This window comes from Streptomyces sp. NPDC051738 (assembly GCF_044453205.1).
Classification (GTDB): Bacteria; Actinomycetota; Actinomycetes; order Streptomycetales; family Streptomycetaceae; genus Streptomyces.
In genome coordinates, this window is record NZ_JBITCM010000005.1 from 252,113 (window position 1) to 276,823 (window position 24,711).

The 24,711-nt window shown below is 71.3% G+C and carries 19 protein-coding genes, 3 pseudogenes and 1 riboswitch; of the genes and pseudogenes, 8 read left to right on the plus strand and 14 right to left on the minus strand.

Going from position 1 to position 24,711, the window contains the following annotated elements; all coding sequences use genetic code 11:
• Positions 1-135 precede the first annotated feature (135 nt).
• The 3 genes from ACIA8X_RS14355 (at position 136) to ACIA8X_RS14365 (ending at position 3,610) form a co-directional block, all read left to right on the plus strand.
• Positions 136-1,614 carry an MFS transporter gene (locus ACIA8X_RS14355; RefSeq protein ID WP_393446419.1) on the plus strand — a complete coding sequence of 493 codons (1,479 nt, stop codon included), beginning with the start codon at positions 136-138 and terminating at the stop codon, positions 1,612-1,614.
• A gap of 74 nt (positions 1,615-1,688) precedes the next feature.
• Positions 1,689-2,882 carry an esterase-like activity of phytase family protein gene (locus ACIA8X_RS14360; protein ID WP_399458365.1) on the plus strand — a complete coding sequence of 398 codons (1,194 nt, stop codon included), beginning with the start codon at positions 1,689-1,691 and terminating at the stop codon, positions 2,880-2,882.
• Between the two features lie 302 nt (positions 2,883-3,184).
• Complete coding sequence (locus ACIA8X_RS14365) at positions 3,185-3,610, plus strand: hypothetical protein (protein WP_393445976.1); 426 nt, start codon at positions 3,185-3,187, stop codon at positions 3,608-3,610.
• 18 nt (positions 3,611-3,628) lie between these two features.
• On the opposite strand, the gene ACIA8X_RS14370 is transcribed toward ACIA8X_RS14365, so the two are convergent.
• Positions 3,629-5,626: a GDSL-type esterase/lipase family protein gene (locus ACIA8X_RS14370; protein WP_399458366.1), complete on the minus strand. Its 1,998-nt coding sequence runs from the start codon at positions 5,624-5,626 to the stop codon at positions 3,629-3,631.
• A 219-nt stretch (positions 5,627-5,845) separates the two neighbouring features.
• On the opposite strand from ACIA8X_RS14370, the gene tgmA reads away from it, so the two are divergent.
• Both tgmA and tgmB read left to right on the plus strand, forming a co-directional pair.
• The gene (gene tgmA, locus ACIA8X_RS14375) at positions 5,846-6,037 is read left to right on the plus strand and encodes a putative ATP-grasp-modified RiPP (protein WP_393445972.1); all 192 of its coding nucleotides are present in this window, start codon (positions 5,846-5,848) and stop codon (positions 6,035-6,037) included.
• A 15-nt stretch (positions 6,038-6,052) separates the two neighbouring features.
• A complete protein-coding gene (gene tgmB / locus ACIA8X_RS14380) occupies positions 6,053-6,997 on the plus strand; it encodes an ATP-grasp ribosomal peptide maturase (protein WP_393445970.1) in 945 nt (314 codons plus the stop codon).
• 149 nt (positions 6,998-7,146) lie between these two features.
• On the opposite strand, the pseudogene ACIA8X_RS14385 reads toward tgmB, so the two are convergent.
• The 3 genes and pseudogenes from ACIA8X_RS14385 to ACIA8X_RS14395 all read right to left on the minus strand — a co-directional run.
• Positions 7,147-7,959 (minus strand): annotated as a pseudogene (locus tag ACIA8X_RS14385) (2-oxo acid dehydrogenase subunit E2); the annotation flags it as partial.
• A gap of 87 nt (positions 7,960-8,046) precedes the next feature.
• Positions 8,047-8,958 (minus strand): annotated as a pseudogene (locus ACIA8X_RS14390) (alpha-ketoacid dehydrogenase subunit beta); the annotation flags it as partial.
• A gap of 1 nt (position 8,959) precedes the next feature.
• A complete protein-coding gene (locus ACIA8X_RS14395; RefSeq protein ID WP_393445966.1) occupies positions 8,960-9,370 on the minus strand; it encodes a thiamine pyrophosphate-dependent enzyme in 411 nt (136 codons plus the stop codon).
• Positions 9,371-9,484: 114 nt separating this feature from the next.
• On the opposite strand from ACIA8X_RS14395, the pseudogene ACIA8X_RS14400 reads away from it, so the two are divergent.
• Positions 9,485-9,637, plus strand: a pseudogene (locus ACIA8X_RS14400) (thiamine pyrophosphate-dependent enzyme); the annotation flags it as partial.
• 38 nt (positions 9,638-9,675) lie between these two features.
• Complete coding sequence (locus ACIA8X_RS14405; RefSeq protein ID WP_399458367.1) at positions 9,676-10,224, plus strand: cytochrome P450; 549 nt, start codon at positions 9,676-9,678, stop codon at positions 10,222-10,224.
• 13 nt (positions 10,225-10,237) lie between these two features.
• Here ACIA8X_RS14405 and ACIA8X_RS14410 read toward each other — a convergent pair whose 3' ends face one another.
• The 4 genes from ACIA8X_RS14410 to ACIA8X_RS14425 are packed head-to-tail and all read right to left on the minus strand — an operon-like array spanning position 10,238 to position 14,575.
• Positions 10,238-11,104 carry a sugar phosphate isomerase/epimerase family protein gene (locus ACIA8X_RS14410; RefSeq protein WP_399458368.1) on the minus strand — a complete coding sequence of 289 codons (867 nt, stop codon included), beginning with the start codon at positions 11,102-11,104 and terminating at the stop codon, positions 10,238-10,240.
• A complete protein-coding gene (locus ACIA8X_RS14415; protein WP_399458369.1) occupies positions 11,101-12,117 on the minus strand; it encodes a Gfo/Idh/MocA family oxidoreductase in 1,017 nt (338 codons plus the stop codon). The genes ACIA8X_RS14410 and ACIA8X_RS14415 overlap by 4 nt, the downstream gene beginning before the upstream one ends.
• 56 nt (positions 12,118-12,173) lie before the next feature.
• Entirely contained in the window at positions 12,174-13,604 is a 1,431-nt protein-coding gene (locus ACIA8X_RS14420; RefSeq protein WP_399458370.1) for a sugar porter family MFS transporter, read from the minus strand.
• Between the two features lie 11 nt (positions 13,605-13,615).
• Positions 13,616-14,575, minus strand: a complete 960-nt coding sequence (locus ACIA8X_RS14425; protein ID WP_399458371.1) for a TIM barrel protein — start codon at positions 14,573-14,575, stop codon at positions 13,616-13,618.
• A 224-nt stretch (positions 14,576-14,799) separates the two neighbouring features.
• Here ACIA8X_RS14425 and ACIA8X_RS14430 point away from each other — a divergent pair, with 224 nt between their 5' ends.
• Positions 14,800-15,801, plus strand: coding sequence for a LacI family DNA-binding transcriptional regulator (locus tag ACIA8X_RS14430; protein WP_399458455.1), 1,002 nt, complete (start codon positions 14,800-14,802; stop codon positions 15,799-15,801).
• Positions 15,802-15,913: 112 nt separating this feature from the next.
• Here the strand turns inward: ACIA8X_RS14430 and ACIA8X_RS14435 are convergent, their stop codons facing one another.
• The 6 genes from ACIA8X_RS14435 to ACIA8X_RS14460 all read right to left on the minus strand — a co-directional run bounded on the left by ACIA8X_RS14435 (position 15,914) and on the right by ACIA8X_RS14460 (position 24,705).
• A complete protein-coding gene (locus ACIA8X_RS14435) occupies positions 15,914-16,918 on the minus strand; it encodes a sugar ABC transporter substrate-binding protein (protein WP_393445954.1) in 1,005 nt (334 codons plus the stop codon).
• A gap of 211 nt (positions 16,919-17,129) precedes the next feature.
• Positions 17,130-18,452, minus strand: coding sequence for a C40 family peptidase (locus ACIA8X_RS14440; RefSeq protein ID WP_399458372.1), 1,323 nt, complete (start codon positions 18,450-18,452; stop codon positions 17,130-17,132).
• A gap of 56 nt (positions 18,453-18,508) precedes the next feature.
• A riboswitch (cyclic di-AMP (ydaO/yuaA leader) is annotated at positions 18,509-18,683 on the minus strand.
• Positions 18,684-18,824: 141 nt separating this feature from the next.
• Complete coding sequence (locus ACIA8X_RS14445; RefSeq protein ID WP_393445950.1) at positions 18,825-19,883, minus strand: NAD-dependent epimerase/dehydratase family protein; 1,059 nt, start codon at positions 19,881-19,883, stop codon at positions 18,825-18,827.
• A 147-nt stretch (positions 19,884-20,030) separates the two neighbouring features.
• On the minus strand, positions 20,031-21,728 hold the full coding sequence (locus tag ACIA8X_RS14450) for an amidohydrolase (protein ID WP_399458373.1): 1,698 nt from the start codon (positions 21,726-21,728) through the stop codon (positions 20,031-20,033).
• 41 nt (positions 21,729-21,769) lie between these two features.
• Positions 21,770-22,804 (minus strand): ABC transporter permease, encoded by a 1,035-nt coding sequence (locus tag ACIA8X_RS14455; protein ID WP_393445948.1) that lies wholly within the window; start codon positions 22,802-22,804, stop codon positions 21,770-21,772.
• Positions 22,801-24,705: a sugar ABC transporter ATP-binding protein gene (locus ACIA8X_RS14460; protein ID WP_399458374.1), complete on the minus strand. Its 1,905-nt coding sequence runs from the start codon at positions 24,703-24,705 to the stop codon at positions 22,801-22,803. Before ACIA8X_RS14460 ends, ACIA8X_RS14455 begins: the two co-directional genes overlap by 4 nt.
• Positions 24,706-24,711: the final 6 nt, after the last annotated feature.

Here is a 24,711-nt window from a genome sequence, read left to right on the forward strand (position 1 = left end):
CGTACGGTCGAATGGTGGCGGGAACCAGCCCCGACCACCCACCGATGGCGCGATGCCATGAGCAATCCGGAGCCGACCCCTGAAGCACGGACCACCCCGCAGGACACGGAGCGAGGTGATGGCCGTGGCAGCGGTATGGCGTTGCTGGTCATCGCGTCCTGTCAGCTGATGGTGGTGCTCGACATCACCATCGTGAACATCGCCCTGCCCGACATCCAGCGCTCGCTCGACTTCTCCACGACGAGCCTGTCCTGGGTGGTCAACGCCTACACGCTCACCTTCGGCGGACTGCTGCTGCTCGGCGGCAGGATGGGCGACATCCTCGGCAGACGGCGCGTGTTCGTCTTCGGCGTGCTGCTCTTCGTCCTCGCCTCGTTCCTCGGCGGACTGTCCCAGAACTCCTGGCAACTCCTCGCCGCCCGTGCCCTGCAGGGCGTCGGCGGCGCCATCGCGTCCCCGACCTCCCTCGCCCTGATCAGTACGACCTTCCGTGAAGGGCCCGAACGCAACAGGGCGTTCGGTGTCTTCGCGGCGGTCTCGGCGGGCGGCGGTGCGATCGGGCTGCTGATGGGCGGAATCCTGGTCGAGTGGCTCAACTGGCGCTGGGTGCTGTTCGTCAACGTGCCCATCGGGCTGCTCATCGTGCTCGCCACGCCGCGCTGGATCCGGGAGTCCGAGCGCCACCCCGGGCACTTCGACCTGACCGGCGCGCTGACCTCCACCATCGGCATGGTGCTCCTGGTGTACGGGTTCATCCGGGCCGCGCAGGACGGCTGGCGGGACCCGCTGACGCTGGCCGCGTTCGGGGCGGCGGTCGTCTTCCTGGTGCTGTTCATCATGGTCGAGCAGCGTTCCCGGCAGCCGATCACGCCCCTGCACATGTTCGCGGACCGCAACCGGGCGGGCACCTACGGCATGATGCTGAGCCTCGCCGCCGCGATCTTCGGCATGTTCTTCTTCCTCACCCTCTTCGTGCAGAACGTGCTGGACTTCAGCCCGCTCCAGGCCGGCCTAGCCTTCCTCCCGGTGAGCGCCGTCATCGCGGTGGGCGCGGGGCTCGCCTCCCAACTCCTGCCGAAGTACGGGCCCAAGCCGTTCATGGTGACGGGCGCGATCCTGGCCGCCGTGGGCCTCGCCTGGCTGACCCTGACCGACATCCACTCCACCTACCTGGGCAGCATCCTCGGCCCCATGCTCGTCTTCAGCCTCGGCATGGGCATGGAGTTCGTGTCCCTGACCCTGATGGCGCTGTCCAACGTGGCCGTCCATGAGACGGGCGCCGCCTCCGGGCTCCTCAACGCCACCCAGCAGGTGGGCGGTTCCCTCGGACTGTCCATCCTGGTCACCATGTTCGGCACGGCCAGCAACAACGAGGCCGAGAAACAGATCCCCGCCTTCCTGGCCCAGGCCACCCCGCTGGAGCGGCTGCGCTTCGAACGCACCGGGCAGTTGCCGGCGCCGTACGCCGACGAGATCCTCACCGCGGGAGTCTCCGCCGCCTTCGTCATCGCCGCGATCTTCACCGCGATCGCCGCGGTGATCGCCCTGCTCGTCATCCAGGTACGTCCCTCCGACCTGGAACGGCTCCAGGGTGGAGGAATGCCGATGCAGTGAGGTGTTCCACTGCCGCGTGAGCTGTTCCGCTGTCGTTGGCGCCCACGTCACCGCATGCTCTTACTGTGCGCGCCATGAGAAGAATCTCGATCATGGTCAGTGCCGCGGTGCTGACCGTCTCCCTCGCGTCCCCCGCGGTGGCCGACCGGGGCGGGCAGGACTTCGGCCGGGCCACGCTGACCGGCTTCGCGGCGCTGCCGGCCGAGACGTTCGTGCCCGGCAGCGAGCCGTCCGGCTCGGCCATCGGCGCGGGCCCGTTCAACGGGATAGCGGCTCCGTTCGCCCATCAGCCCGTCCAGGGCTTCAGCGGCGTCGTGAACCGGCCCGACGGCACCTTCGACGTGCTGTCGGACAACGGGTACGGCACCAAGGCCAACAGCGCCGACTTCCTGCTCCGCGTCCACCGCATCAAGCCGGACACCCGGAGCGGGAAGGTCACCGTGCTCGGCGGGTTCAGCCTGAGCGACCCGGACCGTCATGTGCCGTTCCCGCTCACGCGGGCCGACCGGGTGCTCACCGGCGCCGACTTCGACGTCGAGTCGATCGTGCGGATGCCGGACGGGACGTACTGGATGGGCGACGAGTTCGGCCCCTGGCTGCTGCACTTCTCCGCCAAGGGCCGCCTCCTGGAGGCGCCCATCGCGCTCGACGGGGTGAAGGCGCCGGAGAACCCGTACCTGAACGGCGCCCAGCCGAACATCGGCAGCAGCAAGGGCTTCGAGGGCATGGTCCGCTCCGTGGACGGCCGCCGCCTCTACCCGCTCCTCGAAGGCACGGTGACCGGCGACACCCCCGGCGACCTGCGGTTCAGCGAGTTCGACCTGCGGGGGCGCGCGTACACCGGGAAGCGCTTCGTCTACCACCTGGAGTCGACCTCGAACGCCATCGGTGACGCCATCGCCGTCGACCGGCACCGCTTCCTGGTCATCGAGCGCGACGGCGGACAGGGCGACACGGCCAAGTTCAAGCGCATCTACCTGGCCGACACCCGGGACCGCGACGGCGACGGTCTGATGGACAAGACCCTCGTCGCCGACCTGCTGGACATCGCCAACCCCAAGGGGCTCGGCGGCTTCGGGGATTCGTTCCGGTTCCCGTTCCAGACGATCGAGGACGTCAACCTCGTCGACGACCGGACACTTGCGGTCCTGAACGACAACAACTTCCCCTTCTCGTCCGGCCGTACGGCGGGCAAGGCCGACGACAACGAGTTCATCACCATCCGGCTCTCGGCCCCGCTGCACGCGGACAGGCGCGCGCTCCGCTAGGCCCTGTCGTTTGGATCAGCTCGGCCGTGAGGATCGGTTCCTCTTGGCCGACCCGAGCGGGGGCGATGGGGGTGCCCCCGCGCGAGCCGAGCGAAGCCGGTTCGAGCGTGGGGGAGTCGGCGACCGACGACAACGCCGCTGGGGTCCCCCCTCTGGGGGAGTGCGTGCCAGGACCCGCGACGCCGGGATGATCCAAACGACAGGGCCTAGGGGCGTGGCGTGGCTGGACCACACGGGCGATCGGTCCGGCCACGCGGGTCTGCCCCGGGGCACGGGGGAACGGCGGGTCCTAGGATCGGCCCGTGGACACAGCCGCCCTGGACGCCCAGCGCTTGCCCATCGCCCTGTGGAGCGCCGCCGGCCGGCTCCGGACGATGGCGTACGACCTGTTCCTGGAACACCAGCCGGCCATCACCTGGAGCGAGTTCGTGAAGTACGGCGCGACGCCCGGAATGCAGGTCCTGGGGGTGACCCTCGACCTGAAGGACGGCCGCGCCATGTCGTGCGGGCTGACCGTTCGCATGTCGCCGGATGCCTTCTCCGCCGAGGCGGACATCGGCGTCGACGCTCCGCAGGACGACGAGAACGGCGGATACCGCTACCTGCTGGAGATCCCGGAGACACCCGTCGGCTCGCTCGACGAGTGCGTCCGGCTGATCGACCACCAGGTGGCCCAACTGACCGAGGCGGCACCGCTCTTGCTGCGCGAGCTGCGGTCGGGCGCCTAGGGACGACGACCGGCGAGGTCAGCCGCCGATCCGCGCCGCGATGATCGGCGCCAGACGGTCGGCGATGACCCGGTGGCCCTGGTCGTTGGGGTGGACGGAGTCCGTCAGGTCGCCGGAGCCCAGCCAGCCCGTCGTGTCGACGAAGGAGAGCCGGGTGTCACCGCCGTCCACGGCCGCCTTGACGGCCGCTTCGGTCTGCGGGACGTAACGGCCGCGGAAGGTCTCCAGTGCGAAGATCCAGGCCCGCGGATAGGCGGCTCGGGCCTTGCGCAGCAGGCTGGAGTACGCCGACTGGAACTGCGTGGAGCTGACGCCGTGGCCCACGTCGTTGGTGCCCAGGTTGATGACGACGGCGTCCGCCTGGTAGCGGGAGAAGTCCCAGTCGGGCGTGGACGAGTTGGGGTTGAGCCTGCCGAACTGCTGCTCAAGGCCCACACATCCGTCGGCCGTGGCGACCAGACAGGCACCGCCCTGGGCGACCTGGGTGTGCTCGGCGCCGAGCCGCTCGCCGATCAGCCAGCCGTACGCGGTACGGGCGTTCTGCGAGGTGGTGGTGCCCACGGTGATCGAGTCGCCGACGAACTCGATCAGCTTGGCCGGGGCCGCCGGTGCGAACGTGGTCGCCCCGCTGTCCAGGGCCAGCCCCTGGAAGACGGCGTCGCCGCGGTACGAGCCCGCGACCACCTGGTAGTTGACCTGGAGGGTGTGGTTGCCGGGGGCCAGTGCCGTCGGTGTCAGGTCGACGGTGCCCTTGACGTCGTCGTAGAACCTCACCGGCCCGTCGTCGATGCGCGCCCAGAAGTCGATGGTGCCCCGCTGCTTGAGCTTGACCGTCCGGCCGGTGAAACCGACCCGGTAGTAGGCGCCCGCCCAGTACGGGGTGTAGAGGGTGCTGGAGCTGCGGGTGTCCCAGCGGCCGACGAACTTGATGTTGGGGTCGCCGGGCTGGCCCGGAGCGGCGGCCTTGGCGGACGCGTCCGCGACGGAGGTGCCGAGTCGGGCGGCGATGACGGGGGCCAGGCGGGCCGCGAACTTGGTGTGGCCCGCCTCGTTGGGGTGGCCGTTGCCGTCCTCGTAGTCGGTGCCGTCGGTGAGCCAGCCCGTGGTGTCGACGTAGGTCACCTTGGCGTCACCGGCGCTGTTGCGGGCGCTCACGGCGGCCCTGGTCTCGGCGACGTAGCGCTTCTTGAGCGTCTGCACGGCGAAGAGCTGGGCCTCGGGGTGCCGGGCGCGCAGATCGCTCAGGAACTTGGTGTACGCCGCCTGGAAGGCGGGGCCGGACACGCCGTGCCCGATGTCGTTGGTGCCGAGGTTGATGACCACCGCGCTCGCCGGGTAGCGGGAGAAGTCCCAGTTCTGGTCGCCGGTGCTGCCGGTGCGGAAGTACTGGCTGCTCAGACCCGTGCAACCGGACTGGGCGACCAGGCAGTAGCCGGCTCGGGCGATCCGGGTGTGCCGCATGCCGAGGCGTTCGCCGGTCTTCCAGGCGTACGAGTCGAGCGCCAGCCGGTCGGTGAGGGCGCCGGCGGTGATGGAGTCGCCGACGAACTCGACCAGCCCTGACGGCAGTGCCGGAGCGACCGTGCGCGCGCCGGAGTCCAGGACCAGGCCCTGGAAGATGGTGTCGCCGGAGCGGTAGGAGATCCGCAGGGTGTGGGTGCCGGGGGACAGGGGCTGGGGAGTGAGGTTCACCGTCCCGCGGACGCCCGCGTGGAAGACGTCGGGTCCGCCGTCGACGCTCGCGTAGAAGTTGACCGCGTCCCTGGCCTTCACCTTCACCGTGGTGCCGGTGAACGCCGTCTGCAGATACGCGCCGGACCAATGAGGCACGGCGGCGGTGGCCGAACTCGTGTCCCAGCGGCCCACATAGACGATGTTGGGATCGGACACCGAACCGTCGCCCGCCGCCGCCCGCGCCGGTGAGCCGCCCGCCCAGGACAGCGACAGAAGGCAGGCGACGAGTGCGGCGGTGAGGAGGGCGGAAAGGGTGCGTCTGGGGTGGGGGGTTGTCTGCACGGGGATCCCTTTCACGTGGGGGGTTGGGAGCGCTCCCATGTAGAACTGCGTTTTGAGAGAAGCAATGAAACGGTTCAGCGTCAAGGCTTCCAGTGATGGGTCGGGGAATCCGGGGGAGGTGTGACGACCTTCACCCCCATGTGGCGGAAAGTGATGAATTCCTTACGGAAGGAGCACGTAAGTGACGGTAATTCACGCACGCGACATCGGAGGTTCACAGTGCGACCGTTCACCCTCAACTACGCCTCTCCCAGAGGGCTTTCCGACGCGGTGACGCCGTATCACTTCGACCCGGCCCGCCAGCTGAACGTACTGGCCGACGGTCGCCCCGCCGTCAGCGACACGGACCTCCTGCTCGCCGTCGGCACGACGACGTCCACCGCCGGATCCGCGACCCACTTCGACGACTGACGACCCTGACCGCGCATGACGGTACTGATCCTCACGTCCGAGGAGGACGTGACCGCCGACCTGGTGGTGGCCAGGCTGCACGCGACGGGGACGCCCGTGCTGCGGCTGGACCCCGCCGACCTGCCCGGCAAGGCCGTGCTGTCCGCCGACTACGCGCACGGCGACTTCGACGGCCATCTGTCGGTCAACGGCCATGTGCTCAGCATGGGCGGGCTGCGCTCCATCTGGGTGCGCAGGCCCGGCGAACCGGCCGCGCACGCCGCGCACCCCTCACCGTGGCTGACCGCCGAGACCCGGCAGGCGCTGTACGGGATGCTCCACTCCGCCGCCGCACGGTGGATGAACCATCCCCGCAACGCCGACCAGGCACGCCTGAAACCCTGGCAGTTGAGGGTCGCCCACCTCAGCGGCTTCGCGGTGCCGCCGACGGTCTTCACCACGGCGCCCCGGCTGGCGAGGGAGTTCGTCGAGGAGTACCGGGACGTGGTGGTGAAGTCCGCCTCGGGGCCGCCGCCCGGTGACCCCGCGCAGGATCTGCCCACCACCCTCATCGGCCCCGACGCCGACTTCTCGGCGGTCGCGGCCGGGCCCGCGCTGCTCCAGCGGTACATACCCAAGCGGGCGGACATCCGGCTGACCTGCGTCGGCGCCCGGTTGTTCGCCGCGCGCAAGACGGCCGATCCCGGCCAGATCGACGGCCGCTACGGCGACACCGGGCACCCCTGGGAGCCGGTCCCGGTGCCCGAGCGCATCGGCAAGGCGGTGCACGAGTACGTCACTCTGGCCGGACTGGCGTACGCGGCCTTCGACTTCGCCGAGGACGAGGACGGCATCTGGTGGTTCCTGGAGTGCAACCAGGGCGGCCAGTTCGGCTTCGTCGAGCTGGAGACCGGGCAGCCCCTCGCGGAGGCGGTCGCCCTGTGGCTGGCACAGCGCAGGGCGGATCGCCGCAGCGGGTGAGTCAGCCGGCGGGGCGGTCTGTGACAAGGCGGTCTGTGACAAGGCGCAGGAACCCTGCCGCTGTGCCGCCGTCGCACACCCGGTGGTTCGAAGGTGAGGGACAGGGTGACGACCTTGCGCACCTCCACCCGGCCGTCCACCGCCCAGGGACGGTCGGTGACGCGGCCGACGCCGAGCATCGCGGACTGGGGATGGTTGAGGATCGGCGTCGCGCCGTCGACGTCCAGGACGCCGTAGTTGTTCAGGGTGAAGGTGCCACCGGTCCGGTGGGCCGACGGGAGGGTGTCCTCGCGGGCGAGGTCCGTCAGACGACCCAGTTCGGCGGCGAGGTCGTCGAGGCCGAGCTGGTGCGCGTCGCGGACCACCGGGACGACGAGACCGTGCGGGGTCTGCGCGGCGAAGCCGAGGTGCACCTCGGGCAGCCGGACGATCTCCCCTCGGCCGCCGTCGACCCGGGAGTTGAGGGCGGGGAAGGCGGCGAGCCCGGCGAGGCATGCCTGCGCGAGGAGCGGCAGCAGACCGGTGCCGAGGGTCGCGCGGGCGGCGAGGAGGTGGGTGGCGTCGGCGTCCGCCCAGATGGTGACGGCGGGGATGTCGCGGTGACCGCGGAGGCACTTCTCGGCGGTGGCGTCCAGCGGTGTGCGGGCGGCCGACGCGGGCGGCTCGATGTCCGACCGGCGGGGCGTGGCGGGCGCGGGCGCCGACCACCGCGCCGCGTTCGTCCCGTACCCGGTGAGGACGGCGCCCGAGCCATCCTCCCGCGCGGCCTCCGCCACCGCGAGCAGCGGCGCCCCCACCTTGACGATCTCGCCGGCCCGGCCGTGCAGGGCCGTCACCGTCCCGGCGTACGGACTGGGCAGTGTCACCACGGACTTGGCCGTCTCCACCTCGGCGACCACCTGGTCCCGCTCGACGACGTCGCCGACCGCGACCGTCCACTCCAGAAGCTCGGCGTCCGCCAATCCCTCGCCCAGATCCGGCAGATGGAAGGTACGGCCGGAAACGGCCCCGTCGTCGGGGGCGGTTGCGACCGTACCGGGCAGCCGGTGCCCGGCGCTGTCGGGCAGCAGCCGCCGCAGCGCCGCCAACACCCGCCCGGCGCCCGGCAGATGCGCGCCCTCCAGCAGCGGCGGCGGATACGGGATGTCGAAGCCGGTGACCCGCAGCACCGGCGCGACCAGCGCGTCGAAGCACCGCTCCTGCACCACCCGGGCCGCGATCTCCGCGCCGACCCCGGCGAAACCCTGTGCCTCGTGCACGACCAGACAGCGGCCGGTGCGGCGGACCGACGCGGCGAGCGTACGGTCGTCCAGCGGGACGAGGGTGCGCAGGTCCAGCACCTCCACGTCCAGGCCCTCGGCCTCCGCCTCGCGGGCCGCCTCCAGGGCGACGGCGACCGACGGCCCGTACGCCACCAGCGTCGCGTCACTGCCGGGCCGGCGGATCGCGGCGGTGCCGAACGGCTGGGTGCGGGCCGGGAGTCGGAGCGTCTCCTTGGTCCAGTAGTGGCGCTTGGGCGTCACCACCTTCAGTCCCGCCGTGTGCGCGTAGTACGCCTCGCTGGAGTCGCTGTGGTGCTCCACGCCGCCGATGCCGCCCCCGTACGGGATCCGGACGACCAGCGGCAGGGGGAGGGCGCCGCGCGTGCGGTTGCGCATCTTGGCCATGTGGGAGGCGATCTGCTCGAACGCCGGGTAGGCGAACGCGTCGAACTGCATCTCCACCACCGGCCGGAACCCAGCCATCGCCATGCCGACCGCGAGGCCCGCGATACCGGCCTCGCTGACCGGGGTGTCGAAGCAGCGCCGGTCGCCGAACTCCCCGGTGAGACCGTCGGTGACCCGGAAGACACCGCCGAGGCGGCCGACGTCCTCGCCGAACACCACGACACGCTCGTCGGCGCCCAGCGCGTCCCGCAGGGCGGCGTTGAGGGCCTGCGCCATCGCCACGGTCGTCGTCATCTCAACATCCCTCCAACTCGTCCCGCGGTGCGGCGCGTTGCTCGGTCAGCTGCGGGGCCGGTGCGGCGAAGACGTAGTCGAACAGGGCCATGGTGTTCAGTTCGGGGTCCTGGGTGAAGCGTGCGCGCAGGTCGGCGGCGTAGGCCTCCGCCTCGGCGGCCGCGGCCTCGGCGGCCTCGCGGGTCAGCACGCCGCGCTCGCGCAGGGCCGACTCCAGGCGGGTGACCGGGTCGCGCCGGCGCCAGTGCTCGGCCTCCTCGGCCGGCCGGTAGCGGGACGGGTCGTCGGCGCTGGTGTGCGGGCCGAGACGGTAGGTGTGCGCCTCGATCAGCCACGGTCCGCCCGCCCGCCCGCGCGTAAGTCCGACCTCCCGGCCGTGAGCGCCCACTGCGCCCGGCACCTGCCCGCCCACATGGTGCCCGAGATGCTCCCCGTGCCCATCGGCCGGCCCATGTGGAACACCCGCGCCTATGTGCCTGGACGGGGCTGACCGCCGAGCGGTTCGTGGCCGACCCCTGCGGCCGGCCCGGCGAGCTTCCTCGTGCAGAACAACCGGTACGACATCTCCGTCCCGCTGTCCGCCCAGTGCGCGGCTCCGGGCCTGGCGTACAAGGGCGTCGGCTTCGGCGTCCGCGCGGAGCAGGTGGACGGCAACGACGCGGCGGCCGTCCTCGCCGTGCCGCGGGCCACATGGTCGCCGGCCACATACAACTCGCGGTGAACGGGCTGCCGCTGGACGACGACGAGATCATGCTCAACTGCTACAGCCTGATCCTCGGCGGCGACGAGACGGCCCGCCTGTCCATGGTCGGCGCCGCCCTCGCCCTGCTGGAACACCCCGACCAGTGGCAGGCCCTCAAGCGCGGCGACGCCGGTATCGACACCGCCGTAGAGGAGATCCTGCGCTGGACGACCCCCGCCCTGCACTCGGGACGCACCGCGACGACCGACACGGAGATCGTGGGGCATCCGGTCAAGGAGGGCGAGATCGTCACCGTCTGGAACGCCTCCGCCAACCACGACGAGCGGCTCTTCGACGCACCCGGCGGGCTGCGCCTGGACCGCACCCCCAACAAGCACGTCACCTTCGCCTACGGACCGCACTTCTGCCTCGGCGCCTACCTTGCCCGGGCGGAGATCGGGGCCGTACTGGCCGGACTGCGCGACCTCGTGGCGGAGATGGAGCAGACGGGCCCCGCGAAGCCCGTCTACTCCAACTTCCTCAGCGGCCTCAGCGCGTTGCCGCTCGCGCTGAAGGCCGCCTGAACCTGCGTGCCGCCTACGCGGTCAGCTCCTTGCGGATGCGGTCCAGCATGAACGCGGAGGACTCCTCGGCCCGCTCCTCCCAGGCGAAGACGCAGGCGGTGGCCACGCCGTCGAAGTCCAGCTCGCGCAGCGTGCCGAAGAAGGCGTCCCAGTCGACCTCGCCCTGCCCGATGTCCAGGTGCTGGTGGATCCGGGCCGGGGTGCCGGGCGGGTTGAGGATGTAGCGCAGGCCGGACGAGCCCTTGTGGTTGAAGGAGTCCGCGATGTGCACGTGCTGGAGCTTGTCGCCGGCGTAGCGCATCATCGCCGCGATGTCCGCTGTCGGGTCCGCACCGGACAGGTGGAAGGAGTGCGGGGCGCAGTAGAGGTAGTTCACCCACGGCTTGTTGATCGCGCGGACCAGGTCGACCGCGGGGGTGTTCTCCTCGCAGAAGTCGTCCGGGTGGGCCTCCAGGTTCAGAGCGATGCCTTCGCGCTCGAACACCGGGAGCAGTTCCTCAAGCGAGCGCCAGAAGGCCGCCTCGCTCTCGGCGGCGCGCTCGGGGCGGCCGTTGAACTCCGAGTTCATCAGCGGACATCCGAGGTCGGCGGTGATCTCGATCATCCGCTTCCAGTAGCGGACGGCCGCCTGCCGCTCGGTCTCGTCCGGGGAGGACCACTTGTACAGCGGCAGCACGGAGGACAGCTGGACGCCGTGCGTGCGCAGGGAGGTCTTGAGTTCCGCGATCCGCTCGTCGTCGGCACGCGGGTGCAGGAAGAACGGCATGAAGTCGTCGCGGGGCGACAACTCGATGTACTCGTAGCCGAGTTCGGCGACCGTGCGCACCATCTCGTCGATGGGGAGCGCGCGGAGCATGTACGGGTCGAGGGCGATTTTCACGCGGCACCTCCGTAGAAGGCGGGACGGGGCTTGAGGTCGGTGGCGACGACGCGGCCCGACTCAAGGGCCTCGACGGTCGCGGCGGTGATGACGGTGGCGGCGTAGCCGTCCCAGGCCGAGGGCCCGGTGGGCTCGTCGCCCGCGGCGATGCCCGCGATCCACTCGCGGAACTCGGTGTCGAAGGCGTCCGCGAAGCGGCCCACCCAGTCGGTGAGCACCTCCGTGCTGTACTGCCCCGCGGTGCGCACGCCGACCGAGGCCGGGTCGGGCAGCCGGACGAGGCCCTCCTCGCCGACCGCCTCGCACTGGATGTCGTAGCCGTACTGGCAGTTGACGAACACCTCGAGATCGATGCGGACGCCCCTGGCGGTCTCGAAGAGCATGATCTGCGGGTCCTTCAGGTGCGCGAACCGCTTGCTCGTGGCACGCGGGGTGACCACCTGGGTGGAGACGATCTCGTCGTCCAGCAGCCAGCGCAGTACGTCCACCTCGTGCACCGCCGTGTCCAGGGCGGCCATGGGGGAGGTGTACGACTCCGGGACGGTCGGGTTGCGGTGGGCGCAGTGCACGATCAGCGGCTCACCTATGCGGCCGGAGTCGATGACCTGCTTCAGCTGCCGGTAGCCGGCGTCGTAGCGGCGCATGAAGCCGACCTGGACCAGGCGGCGGCCGTGTGCCGTCTCGGCCTCGACGATCCTCAGGCAGTCCTCGGCGGTGGTGGCCAGCGGCTTCTCGCAGAACACCGACTTTCCCGCGGCGATCGCGTTCAGCACGTGCTCTGCGTGGGTGGGGCCCCAGGACGTCACGAGGACGGCGTCGACGTCGTCCGCCGCGACCACGGCCGCACCGTCGGGCAGCACGCGGGCGCCGACCGGTGCCGCCGCCTCCTCGGCACGGGCGGCGTCGATGTCGGTGACCGCGGTGACCCGGGCACCGGTGATGGTGTCGGTCAGGCGCCGGATGTGTTCCTTGCCGATCCAGCCGGCGCCGATGACGCCTACGCGCACAGTCATGGGTGGTGGTCCTTTCTGCGGTCCCCGGCCGCGACGGAACCGGGGACAGGGGGGAATCAGGAGAAGCGCGCCCGGAGTTCGGCTTCGAGGGTCTCCAGCGAGCGGCCCTTCGTCTCGGGGACGTAGCGCTTCACGAAGGCGAGCGAGAAGACGCCCGCGACCACGAACAGGAAGAAGGTGTTGGAGATCCCGATGCCGGAGACCAGCGACGGGAAGACCAGTCCGATCACGAAGTTGGTCAGCCACAGCACCACGGCCGCGACCCCCATGCCGAAGCCGCGCATCCGCATCGGGAAGATCTCCGACAGCATCAGCCAGGTCACCGGGGAGATCGCGCCCTGCTGGAAGGCGAGGAAGGTGACGGTCATGGCGAGCACGGCGTAGGCGCGGCCGTCACCGGACGGCAGTACGAGGGAGAAGACGCCGATCAGCAACAGGGCGGCGGTGGTGCCCATCTGACCGACCATCAGCATGGGGCGGCGGTTGACCCGGCCGAGCAGCCAGATGCCGACGAAGGTGGCCAGCACCGAGATCACGCCGTTGGCGATGTTGGCGGTCAGCGCGCTGTCCGAGGCGAAACCGGCGTCGGTGAGGATCTGGGTGCCGTAGTACATGATCGTGTTGACGCCGGTGATCTGCTGCACGATGGCGATGCCGAAGCCGATGAACATCAGCTTGCGGATCCACGGCGTGGCCTTCATGTCCTGCCAGCCGCCGAGCTTCTCCTGCTCCTCCTTGACGGCGAGCGCGGACACCTCGGCGAGCTCGGCCTCGGCGCGCTGCTGCGAGCGCACCTGCTTGAGCACGTCCAGGGCCTCACCGAAGCGGGTCTGCGAGGCGAGCCAGCGCGGGCTCTCCGGCATGACGAGCATGCCGAACCACAGCACGACGGCCGGCAGGGTGGCGATCACCAGCATCCAGCGCCACACCCCGCCGGACTCCCCGCCCACCCGGGCGATGATCGCGTTGGAGGTGAACGCCAGCAACTGGCCGGTGACGATCATGAGTTCGTTACGGGTGACCAGTGCGCCGCGCCGTTCGGCGGGGGAGACCTCCGCGAGGTAGACCGGCACGGTCACCGACGCGCCGCCGACCGCGAGGCCGAGCACGAACCGGGCGACGACCATCACGGCGGTCGTCGGCGCCAGCGTGCAGCCGAGCGCGCCGATGAAGAACAGCACGGCGAGGGTGAGGATCGTACGGCGTCGTCCGCGCGCGTCCGACAACCGTCCGCCGGCGACGGCACCGAGGGCCGCGCCCAGCAGCAGCGAGCTGGTGACCATGCCCTCGGTGACCGCGGTCAGACCGAGGTCCTCGGTCATGTACGGCAGGGCGCCGTTGATGACGCCGGTGTCGTAGCCGAAGAGCAGTCCGCCGAAGGTGGCGATGATCGTGATGAGCCGCAGCCTGCGGGACACCGCCGGCGGGGCGTCGTCCGTGACGGGGGCGGGGGCGGAGGCCGGTGTCGCGTCGTCCCTGATGTCCATGAGCCGTCTCCTCAGCGTTCGGGGGTCGTGAGGGCTGGACGACGGGTACCCGTGAGGCCGACGCCGGCCAGGTGCTCGCGGGTGGCGACCGCGATGGGCAGCGGCACCTCGGGCGCGCACGGGTACAGGTCCTGCTCGACGACGACGAACAACTCGGCGTCGAGAAGGGCGAGTTCGGCGACCACGTCGGCGGGCCTGGGCACCCCGGCGGGCGGCGACACGCACACGCCGCGCTTGACGGCCTCGCCGAAGGAGAGGTCCTCGGCGGCCACCTGGGCGAGGATCTCGGGGTCCATCTGCTTGATGTGGACGTACCCGACGCGCTCGCCGAACCGGCGGATCAGGTCGAGGTTGTCGCCGCCGCCGTAGGCGACGTGGCCGGTGTCCAGGCAGAGGTTGGTGTAGCGGGAGTCGGACTCGTTGAGGAGCCGCTCGATCTCCGGCTGGGTCTGGATGTGGCTGTCGGCATGCGGATGGATGACGAGCCGTACGTCGTACTCGTCCAGGAGCAGCCTGCCGAGCCGGTCGGCGGCCTTGCCGAAGCCCGCCCACTGCTCGGCGGTCAGCTCGGGGGACTCGGTGAACGCGCCGGTCTTCTCGTCCCGGTACATGGGCGGGATGAGGACAAGGTGGTGTGCGCCCGCGGCGGCGGTCAGCGTGGCCACCTGGCGGACGTGGGCGAGCATCTCGTCCCAGGCCTCGGGGCGGTGCAGCGCGCCGAACGCGGTGCCGCCGGAGACCTTGAGGCCGCGCACGGCGAGTTCCTCGGCGAGGACGGCCGGGTCGGTGGGGAGGTAGCCGTACGGGCCGAGCTCCAGCCACTGGTAGCCGGCCGCGGCCAGCTCGTCGAGGAAGCGGGTGTACGGGACCTGCTGGTCGTCCTCGGGGAACCACACGCCCCAGGAGTCGGGGGCCGAGCCCAGGCAGAGATTGCCCGCGGTGGTGCGGAGCGAGGTTGGCGCCGTTGCCATGACGTGTCCTTCGAGGAGGGGACGGAAGCCAGTGGACGAATCTGCTGTCGCGCTCTACTAGAGCGCTCTAGTCCGAGTACGATGACGCTGGTCCAAATGTCATGTCAATAGCTTGTTGCCGGGAGATTTCGAGACCCGGCTCAAGATTTCGAGATCCGGCTAAGGTGAGCGGCGTCGAAAGGTGGGTGCCACAGGTGGACGGATCGGGCAGGCAGCGGCCCACGATGGCGGATGTCGCCGGGAGGGCGGGCGTGTCCCGGGCGCTCGTCTCGATCGTCTTCCGCAACCAGCCCGGGGCGAGCCAGGAGACCCGCGAGCGGGTCCTGCGCGTCGCCGACGAGATCGGCTACCGGCCCGACAACGCGGCCCGGCTGCTCGCGCGCGGCCGCAGCCGCACGCTCGGCGTGATGTTCATCGTGCATCAGATCTTCCACACGGACCTCATCGAGGGCATCTATCCGGAGGCCGAACGGCTCGGCTACGACGTCCTGCTCTCCGGCACCACGCCGGGCCGCAGCGAGGCCAAGGCCATCGAGGCGCTGCTCGGTCACCGCTGCGAGGGGCTGATCCTGCTCGCCCCCGACGCCGACCCGGCCTACCTCGACGAACTCGGACATCGGGCGGCGACCGTCTCGGTCGGCCGTCGCGCCCCCGGCGCCCATGTGGACTTCGTGCACAGCGCCGAGGGCAAGGGCGTACGGCAGGCCATGGACCACCTAGTGGAGCTGGGGCACCGCCGGATCGTGCACATCGACGGCGGGCGCGGCCCCGGCTCGGCCGAGCGGCGCCGCGCGTACAAGGCCGCGATGCGCAGGCACGGCCTGGAGTCCGAGGCGCGGGTCATCCCCGGCGAGCACACCGAGAAGTCGGGCATCGAGACGGGCCGGCTGCTGCTGGCGGAGCGCGACCGGGGGCTGCCGCTTCCCACCGCGGTCCTCGCGGGCAACGACCGGTGCGCCATGGGCCTGTTGATGGCCCTGACCCGAGCGGGCGTCGAGGTCCCGCGCGACCTGTCGGTCGTCGGCTACGACGACAGCCATCTCTCCCACCTGATGCCGATGGGCCTGACGACGGTCCGTCAGGACGCGCTGCTGCTGGCCGAGAACGCGGTGCGGTTCGCCGTGGAACGGCTGGAGAACCGGGAACTGGAGCCGCGCGAGGCCGTGTTGGACCCGAAGCTCGTCGTCCGCGGCACGAGTGGGCCGGCCCCGAAGGAGCCGGCCTGAGAGCCTGTTCGCAGGCTCTGGGAGAGCGGGGAGTCGCAGGCTCTGGGAGAGCGGGGAGGCGGGGCCGGCCGTGCCCCGTCGCGGTCACGGCCGGCCCCGCCCGTTCTTGGGGTTACCGCGTTCCCTTGGCGGCGAACTCGGCCACCGCGTCCACGTTGTCCTTGGTGATGAAGGCGGGCCCGGTCAGGACCGGCGCCGTGCCGCCGCCGCTGAAGTTGCCGTTGGTCTTGTACAGCCACAGCGAGTCGACGGACAGGTAGCCCTGGAGGTAGGGCTGCTGGTCGACGGCGAACTCGACCTTGCCGTCCTGGACGGCCGTCACCAGCGCCTTGTTGAGGTCGAAGGTGGCGATCTTGGCCTTGCTCCCGGCATCGGACGCCGACTGCACGGCGGTCAGGGCGAAGGGCGCGCCGAGGGTGACGACCTGGTCGATGGAGGAGTCCTGCTGGAGCTTGGCGGTGATCGTCGACTGCACGGACGGCATGTCGGTGCCGTTGACGTAGAGGTTGTCCGTGGTGCCCTTGAAGCCCTTCTTCAGGCCGGCGCAGCGGGCCTCCAGGGCGACGTGGCCCTGCTCCTGGATGACACACAGGGCGTGCTTGGCACCGCTGTCGTTGAGCCGTTCGCCGAAGGCCTGGCCCGCGATGTTCTCGTCCTGGCCGAAGTACTCGAGCATGCCGAGCTCCTTCCAGTCGTCCAGGCCGGAGTTGAAGCCGACGACCGGGATGCCGGCCGCGGTGGCCTTGGCGACGACGGCCTTCATGGCGCTCGGCTTGGCCGCGGTCAGCGCGATGCCGTCGACCTTCTGGTCGATGGCGTTCTGCACCAGGTTGGCCTGGGTGCCGGCGCTCGGGTCGCTGGAGTAGACGAGCTTGATGTTGTCCTTGGCGGCGGCGGCCTCGGCGCCCTTGCGGATCAGGTCCCAGAAGGTGTCGCCGGGGGCGGCGTGGGTGATCATGGCCACGGTCATCCGGGGCGTGGTGGCCTTGCCCGCCGAGGCGTCGGCGGCGCCCTCCTCGGACTCCTTGCCGCCGGAGCCGCTGGAGCAGCCTGCTGCGAACAGGACGCCGGCCAGGGCGGTGGCGGTCAGAGCGGCGGCTCTGTTGTGTCTGCGCATGTCCCATGCACCTCGCTGTGCTGATCGGGCTGGAGCGCTCCACTAGCGCGCTCTAGTGGCAGGTACTATGCGGCTGCCCGCAGGTGATGTCAATGGGTTTGTCAGGACGTATCGACCAAGGGGCGGAAGGAGACCACCCCGCCCTGCGCAGGCGGGGCGGGGCGGCTGGTGGGCGGGGTGACGCGGGGTGGCTGGTGGGCCGGGCGAAAGCTCAGGCGGGCCGTATCACGCTGTGGATCGCCGACTCCCCGGCGTAGTGGATCGACTCCTCGCGTATGACCCGTCCCGGGCCGGGGGCGTGGATCATCATGCCGTTACCGGAGTAGATGCCGACGTGGCCGGCGTGGAAGAGGACCAGGTCGCCGGGCTCGACGTAGGTGAGGGCGATGCCGCGGCCGGCGGTCGCCTGCTCCTGCGGGGTGCGGGGGAGCGTGATGCCGGCGGCCTTCCAGGCGGCCTGGGTGAGGCCCCCGCTGTCGTAGGCGCCTGGGCCCGTCGTGCCCCAGACGCAGGGCTTGCCGATCTGGGCGAGGGCGAAGTCCAGGGCGCGCACGGCCGGGGTGTCCTGGGGTGCGGTGGCGGTGGTCGCGAGGGTGCCGGCGGGCGGAACTGCCGTGCCGGGCCAGGCCGTTGCGCCCGCCGGGACCGGGGTCAGGTCGGAGGCTCCGAGGTCCTGCAGCGCTTGCCACTGCGTCTCCGGCGAGGGCTGGCCCAGGGGGCTCTCGATCGCCGTGAGTGCCGTGCTCTGCTGCGTGGTGTACGCGGACAGCAGCCCGCGGGCGCGGTCGAGCTTGCGCTGGTTCTGCTCCTTGGTGGTCCGCAGGGAGGAGCGCGGCGGTTCGGCAGTCGGGGCCGGCAGGGCGAGGGCGGTCCCGGTGATCTGACTGCTCTGCATGCTCTGATTACCCAGCGCGCCCTGGGTGGTCCAGCCGGTCTCCGGCGGAGCAGCCTCGGGAGCGGCCGGCAGGGCGGCGATCGGGCCGGCGGTCAGCTCCGCCACGGCAGCCGCTGCGGTGGCCGGAGCCGCCGGCAGCTCGGCGACCGGTGCGGCGGGCAACTCCAGGGCGGCGCGGCCGGACGGCTCCCGCCCCCGGTCGGTGAGGCCCTCCAGCGCACGCTCCGCCGGGCGCGCGGGCCGTACCCCGGTGGGACCGTCCGGCATTCTGTCCCTCGGCAGCACCGCCGGGACGATCGGACCCGCCTTGGAGCGGGCGGCGTCGAACCACTGCCGGGTGACGCTGTCGAGCGCGGGGTCGCTGCGCCCGCTCTCCTCGCCGCGGGTGCTTCGGGCGGCGACGGGCCCGCGTCCGGCATCCGTCGGCCGGTCGGCGCGCTTGCGCGGTCCCGTCGACGCCGCGCGCGTGGCGTTGAAGGTACCCGTGTCGGACTCGGCCTGGTCGTAGAGGGAGCTGACCCTCCGGCTGACCTCCTCGCGGCTCGGTGTCTCGTCCCCCGCGGAGGGGGCGGCGTTGGCCGTCTGGGCGAGCAGTGCCACAGAGGTGAGAGCCGCCGACGCGAGTGCGGAATTGCGCATGCCTGGGAGGCTCAGAGCCCCCGGACGCGCGGTGCGTTCCGGCGCCATGGGCGACGTACTCCTTCCGTGCTCCGCCTACCGGGTTAGCTGACGGGTTCGGGCGATCGGTTCCGGAAGGTGTGCCCTACGGCCCTTGCCCCGAAGGGCGGTTGGGCCGATTCACCCCAAGTTCGGTTGGGTCCCCGGCTCCAGTGGTCCCAGCGGACGCACCGGACTCGGCGGAGGCCGCACGTCCCGACGGGGTTCGCCGGAGGTCGTCGTGCGGCCTAGGCGTAACCTAGCCAACTTGTGTGACTCGCGTGAAGGTTGACGTGTGAAATGTCCGATACGTTTTTGTGACCTTCGACGCTCGGGGCGGCCGGACGGCCGGATTCACTTCGCGGCGCGTTGACTCCGCCACGCCGCGTAGTGATCGAGGACCGTCTGCTCGATCGGGCGGTAGGTGAGGCCGAGTTCGTTCACGCTCCGGCTGTTGTCCACCCGGAAGCGGATGCCGAGGTGCTTCCGGATGTAGTCCTGCGTCAGCCCGAAGGCCGGGCCCAGGACGCGTACGGGCCAGTGCGGGAGCGCGGTGCGCGGGAGGCGGAGGTCGCGGGGGTGGCGGCTGCGGAGGATGCGGGCCATCTCGTGGAACGACGTCATGGTCGGGGCGGCGAGGATGTAACGGCCCTTCGCGTCCGGGTTCTCCGCCGCCGCGATGTGGGCGTGGGCCACGTCGCGCACGTCCACCGTGGTGAAGCTGAAGTCCGGGGCGCCGTAGAAGAAGTAGCCCTTGAACAGCTCCTCCAGCAGGAAGAGGCTGCCGGACTCCGAGGCGGGCGTGAGGGAAGGGCCCAGGATCAGGCCGGGGTTGACCGCCACCATCCGCCAGCGGCCCTGGGCGGCCTCCGCGTCCCAGGCCGCGCGCTCCGCGACCGTCTTGGCGTAGTGGTAGGGGTTGTTCTCCACCGTGCTGGTGGTGTTGAAGTACCGCTCCGACAGCACGGCGTCGTCCATCGCCAGGACGTCGGCGTAGTCACCGAAGATCGCGCCCACGGTCGAGGTGAGGACGAGTTTCTCGACCGTGGGCGTCCGCTCGATGGCCGCCAGCACGTTGCGCGTGCCGAGCAGCGCCGGGTCGACCATGTCCCGGCGACCGTCCTTGATCTTCTCCGGCATACGGAACGGCGACGCCACATGGAACACCACCCGGCAACCGCTCATCGCCTCGTCGAAGGCGCCCTCCTTCAGCAAGTCCGCCTCGAACAGGGACAGTTGACCGGGGTGCGTCTCCTGCAGCTCCCGCAGCGGGCGCATCTTCGCCGTGTCCGCGGTGCTCCGCACGGTGCTGTGGACCTCGTACCCCCGCTCCAGCAGCCGCTTGACCAGATGGCTGCCGACGAACCCGCTGCCACCGGTGACCAGTACGACCCTCGACCCGACTGCGCCCACCGTCACTCCTTCTTCCGCGCGGAAGATCGGTCGATCACGGTAGCGGCGTCACCAATGCACGGCCATGCTTTCGAAAAGGTGGAGCAGAAGGTGGGACAGGCCGAAGGTGGACAGGCCGAAGGTGGAGCAGGCCAGCAGGCGGAGCCCTCAACTCTCGTACACGACCCGTCCGTCGAACACCGTCATGACCACCTCCGCGTCCGTGATCGCGTGCGGATCCAGATCCAGCAGCGGACGGTCCAGGACACAGAGGTCGGCGACCTTGCCGACCTCCACGGACCCCTTCCACTCCTCGGCGAAGTCCTGCCGGGCCGGGTTGATCGTGTACGCCCGCAGCGCCTCGGCCAGCTCCACGCACTGCTCCGGGCCGCTCTGCCGCCCGCTCGCCTTCGACTCCCGCAGCATCATCGCGGCCACGCCCTGCCGCCAGTCGGGCGCGGTGATCGGCGCGTCGGAGCTGGCGCAGACCGCGACCCCGGCCTCGACGGTGGAGCGCACCGGCCACTGGTAGGCGGAGCGTTCGGTGCCGATGACCTCGTCCATCAGGTCGGAGATGGTCCACTTGATGGCCGGGTTCATGTTGACGCCGTAGCCGTGCGCGGCCAGCTTGGCGAGGCTGTCGGCGCCGATGAAGTCGCCGTGGATGACGTAGTGCCGGGCGTCCGGGCGGGGCGAGGCGGCGTTCGCGGCGAGGAAGGCGTCCACGACCGTGTCGATGGCCCGGTCCCCGGTGACGTGCACGCCCAGCTGGAAGCCGGCCTCGTGCGCCAGCCGGATCATCTCGCGCAGTTCGGCGACCTGCAGTGCCGGGGTGGTGCCGTGCACGCACAACGCGCCGTGGCCGCCATCCGCGTACGGCTCGTTCATCCAGGCCGTGCGGTTCGGCGGAACCCCGTCGCCGAAGATCTTCACGCCGATCGCCCGCAACAGACGGGGGTCCGCGGACTCCGGCCGCCGCAGCTCGGCCAGCCCCTTGCGTACGTCGTCCGCCGAGCCGCCCATGGGCGCGGGCAGCAGCAACACACTGACCCGGGCGTCGAGTTGACCGTCCTCGGCGAGTTCGGCGTACGCGGTCCAGTTGTCGGTGCTCAGACCGCCGAACAGGGTCTCCGCGCCGCCGGGGCCGAGGCCCGGCTCGGTGTAGCTGGTGATGCCGCGCGTGTGCAGCTCCCGCACCACCGCCTCGATGGCCTGGCGGCGCCGGCCGACGGTGGGGGAGGGGAGCGCTGCCTGGACGAGCTTCCCGGCCGCCTCCCGCAGGATGCCCGTGGGCTCCCCGTCGGGGTCGACGTCGATGACACCGCCGGGCGGTGGCGTGCTGTTCGCGTCGACCCCGCAGACGCGCAGGGCCGCGCTGTTGACCCACACCATGTGCTGGGAGAAGTCGGTCAGACAGACCGGGTTCTCGGGCGCCACGGCGTCCAGGTCCCGCCGGTGCGGGAAGCGCTGCGGATCCGCCAGACACTCCGCGAGATACCCGGCGTCCCAGCCCAGCCCGACGATCCACTCACCGGGGCGGGATTCCCGCACGGCCCGCTCCACGACCGCGGCGATGTCGGCGATCGTCCCCACCGCCGGATTCCCGACGTCCAGGGCGAAGGGCGGCTTGGCCAGGCCGTACGCGGCCCCGTGCAGATGCGAGTCGTTGATGCCGGGCAGCACGGTCCGGCCGTCGAGCTCGACGACCCGCGTGCCGGGACCGGCCAGCGCACGCATCTCGGCGTCGCTGCCGACGGCGACGATGTCGCGCCCGCGCACGGCCACGCCCTCGGCGACCGTGAAACCGGCGTCGACGGTGAGGACCTGACCGCCGGTCAGGACGAGGGTGGGGGTGCTGTCGCTCACGCGAGGCCTTTCTGCGAGGTGGGGGGGGGAGTCGTTGGTGGTCATCGCGTCTGCCGCGGACCGAAGTAGGCGAGCGCCGCGCCCGCCACCAGGGCCGTTCCCTGCGCCATCTGCTGCCAGAACGTGGGCACGTTCAGCAGCGTGAGGCCGTTCTGCAGACAGCCGAGGAAGAGTACGCCGAGCAGCACTCCGAAGACGGAGCCCGAGCCGCCCGTCAGAGCGACCCCGCCGAGCAGGACGGCGGTCAGCACGGTCAGCTCGAACCCGGCGCCCGAGGTCCCGGCGACGACGCTGTCCAGCACGGATGCCTTGATGGCCCCGGCGAGGGCGGCGGCCACACCCGTGACGACGAACAGGGTGAACGGCGTACGGCGGACGTCGATGCCGGAGAGATGGGCGGCCTCCCGGTTGACGCCGATGGCGAAGACGTGCCGCCCGGCCGGGGTGAGCGCCAGGAACAGCGCGCCCGCCACCAGCACGAGCACCGCGATGAGGACCGGCGCGTCGACGCCGGCGATCCGCGAGCCGCCCAGCCAGGCGAACCCGGATCCGAAGCCGCTCAGCGGCAGCGGGAAGAGCTGCTGCGCCAGTCCCCGCACGGCGGTCAGCATGCCCAGCGTCACGATGAAGGCGGACAGGCCCAGATAGCAGCACAGGACGCCGTTGACGGCGCCCACCGCGGCCCCCGCCACCAGCGCACCCAGCACGGCGACGACCGGTGACTGCGTCTGCGACCCGGCGAGCCAGCCCGCCACCAGTCCGCCCAGGGCGAGCGTTGAGCCGACCGACAGATCGAGGTAGCCGCTGATCACCAGCAGCGCCAGCGGCACCGCGACGATGGCGAGCGTGGCGGCGTCGGTGGCGATCCCGCGCAGATTGCCCGCGTCGAGGAAGCTCCCGGTGGTCAGTTGGAAGACCAGGACCATGAGGAGCAGTACGGCGAGCAGGGGGCGACGCCGCAGGGCGGTCAGGCCGGTCTCGGCGAGGGTGCCCGGGGCGGGTAGAAGGCGGTTGGCGGGGGGTGTGGTCGCGGGGCCCGCGGGGCTGGGAGCGGAGCCCTTGGTGGCGGTGGTCATGGTGCTCCTTCGGGGGCGGCGGGCCTGTCGGGTGCGGCGGGATCTTGGGTGCGTGGGGTGCTGTCCGTTGGCGCGGGGCAGGTGGGCGCCGTGAGTTCTTCGGGTGGCGAGGGTGCCTGGGGTGGCGCGGGTTCTTCGGGCGGCGGGGGTGCTTGCGGTGGGGCGGGTTCTTCGGGCGGCGGGGCTGCTTGCGGTGTTGCGGGCTCTTCGGGCGGCGGGGGTGCTTGGGGTGGCGCGGGTTCTTCGGGCGCTACGGCTCCCTCGGGTGCCGCCAACGGTTCGGGCGCCGCGTGATGTACGGCCGACAGCAGCGCCGTCTGAGTGAGTTCGGCTCCGCTCAGCTCGCCGACGACCCGGCCGCCGGAGACGATCAGGCAGCGGTGGGCCAGCGCGACGACCTCCTCGGGGTCGCTGGACGCGAACAGCACGGCGGTGCCCTGCTGTTCGGCGAGGGAGGAGAGCACGCCGTAGATCTCCTGGCGCGCGCCGACGTCGACGCCCTGCGTCGGTTCGTCGAGGAGCAGTACGTCCACGGTGCGCGCCGCGTTGATCCACCGGCCCAGGACCAGCTTCTGCTGGTTGCCGCCGGAGAACGCGGCCGCCGGCAGCCGTGGCCGGGCCGGACGCAGGCCCACCGCGTCGGACAGCGCGCCGAAGACGCGTCGCTCGGCACCGAGCGCACGCACACCGTGCCGGGCGAGTGAACGGACCGTCGGCAGCAGGGCGTTGTCCTGGGCGCTGAGCGACGGGAACAGGCCCTGCCTGCGCCGGTCCGCCGGTACGAGGGCGATGCCGGCGGCCAGCGCGTCGGCCGGACGGGTGGCGACGACGGCCCGCTCCCCGACCCGCACGGTTCCGCCCGAGGCACGGCGCCTGCCGAACAGGGTCTCCAGCAGCCGCGTACGACCGGAGCCGATGAGCCCGTACAGCCCGACGATCTCGCCCGAGCCGACGCGGACGTCGACCGGTCCGAAGCCGGGGCCGCGCAGGCCGTCCACGGCAAGGCGTGCGGTGCGCGGGGAGCTGTGGGTGGTCCGGGGCGTGTTGCGCGGGGAGTTGTCGGTACGGGGCGTGGTGCGCGGCGAGTCGTCGGCCCCGGACGCCGAACCGACGGCGAGCGAGAGCCCCGCAGCCGGGCCTGACGAGCCGCTCGCGGCGACGCCCCGCGAGACATCCGGCCGACCGACGATCGCCTCGACCAGCTCACCCCGGGTCTGCCCCGCCACCCCCGACTGATGGGCCACGCGCCCGTCCCGGAGCACGGTCACCGCATCCGCGAGCCGTTCCACTTCGCTGAGCAGGTGCGTGACGTAGACGATGGCCAGCCCCTGGGCCCGCAGGTCCTCGACCCGTTCGGCCAGGGCGTCGCTCTCGGCGCCGGAGAGCGCGGCGGTCGGCTCGTCGAGGACGAGGACCGAGGCGCTGCGGCTGAGGGCCTTCGCGATCTCGACCAACTGCCGTTGTCCCATGGGCAGTTCGCCCACCCGGTCACGGGGCGAACAGCTCGCGGCGACCCGCCGCAGCAAGCCGTCTGAGACGTCCTCCTGGGCGCGCCGGTCGATGCGGCCGTACCGGGTCCACTCCTGGCCGAGGAAGATGTTCTCGGCGACCGTGAGAGAGTCCACGACGCTGAGCGTCTGGAAGATGATCGCCACACCGGCGGCGATGGACTCGCGGGGAGTCAGCCGCGTATACGCCCTCCCGCCCACCTCGATCGTGCCCGCGTCCGGCGGGAAGGCTCCGCCGAGGCACTTGATGAGCGTGGACTTGCCGGCGCCGTTGTGCCCGAGGAGGGCGTGCACCTGGCCCGCCGGGACGGTCAGGTCCACGCCGTCCAGTGCCCGCACACCGCCGAAGGACTTGCTCAGACCCTGGATACGGAGGTTGGTGACCGCTGTCATGACCGG

Excerpts from the sequence above, each read along its gene's own strand:
- ACIA8X_RS14440 (WP_399458372.1), bottom strand. The coding sequence starts at position 18,452 with ATGCGCAATTCCGCACTCGCGTCGGCGGCTCTCACCTCTGTGGCACTG.
- ACIA8X_RS14425 (WP_399458371.1), bottom strand. The coding sequence starts at position 14,575 with ATGGCAACGGCGCCAACCTCGCTCCGCACCACCGCGGGCAATCTCTGC.
- ACIA8X_RS14360 (WP_399458365.1), top strand. The coding sequence starts at position 1,689 with ATGAGAAGAATCTCGATCATGGTCAGTGCCGCGGTGCTGACCGTCTCC.
- ACIA8X_RS14430 (WP_399458455.1), top strand. The coding sequence starts at position 14,800 with ATGGCGGATGTCGCCGGGAGGGCGGGCGTGTCCCGGGCGCTCGTCTCG.
- ACIA8X_RS14355 (WP_393446419.1), top strand. The coding sequence starts at position 136 with ATGGCGTTGCTGGTCATCGCGTCCTGTCAGCTGATGGTGGTGCTCGAC.
- ACIA8X_RS14455 (WP_393445948.1), bottom strand. The coding sequence starts at position 22,804 with ATGACCACCGCCACCAAGGGCTCCGCTCCCAGCCCCGCGGGCCCCGCG.
- ACIA8X_RS14420 (WP_399458370.1), bottom strand. The coding sequence starts at position 13,604 with ATGGACATCAGGGACGACGCGACACCGGCCTCCGCCCCCGCCCCCGTC.
- ACIA8X_RS14460 (WP_399458374.1), bottom strand. The coding sequence starts at position 24,705 with ATGACAGCGGTCACCAACCTCCGTATCCAGGGTCTGAGCAAGTCCTTC.
- tgmB (WP_393445970.1), top strand. The coding sequence starts at position 6,053 with ATGACGGTACTGATCCTCACGTCCGAGGAGGACGTGACCGCCGACCTG.
- ACIA8X_RS14435 (WP_393445954.1), bottom strand. The coding sequence starts at position 16,918 with ATGCGCAGACACAACAGAGCCGCCGCTCTGACCGCCACCGCCCTGGCC.
- ACIA8X_RS14415 (WP_399458369.1), bottom strand. The coding sequence starts at position 12,117 with ATGACTGTGCGCGTAGGCGTCATCGGCGCCGGCTGGATCGGCAAGGAA.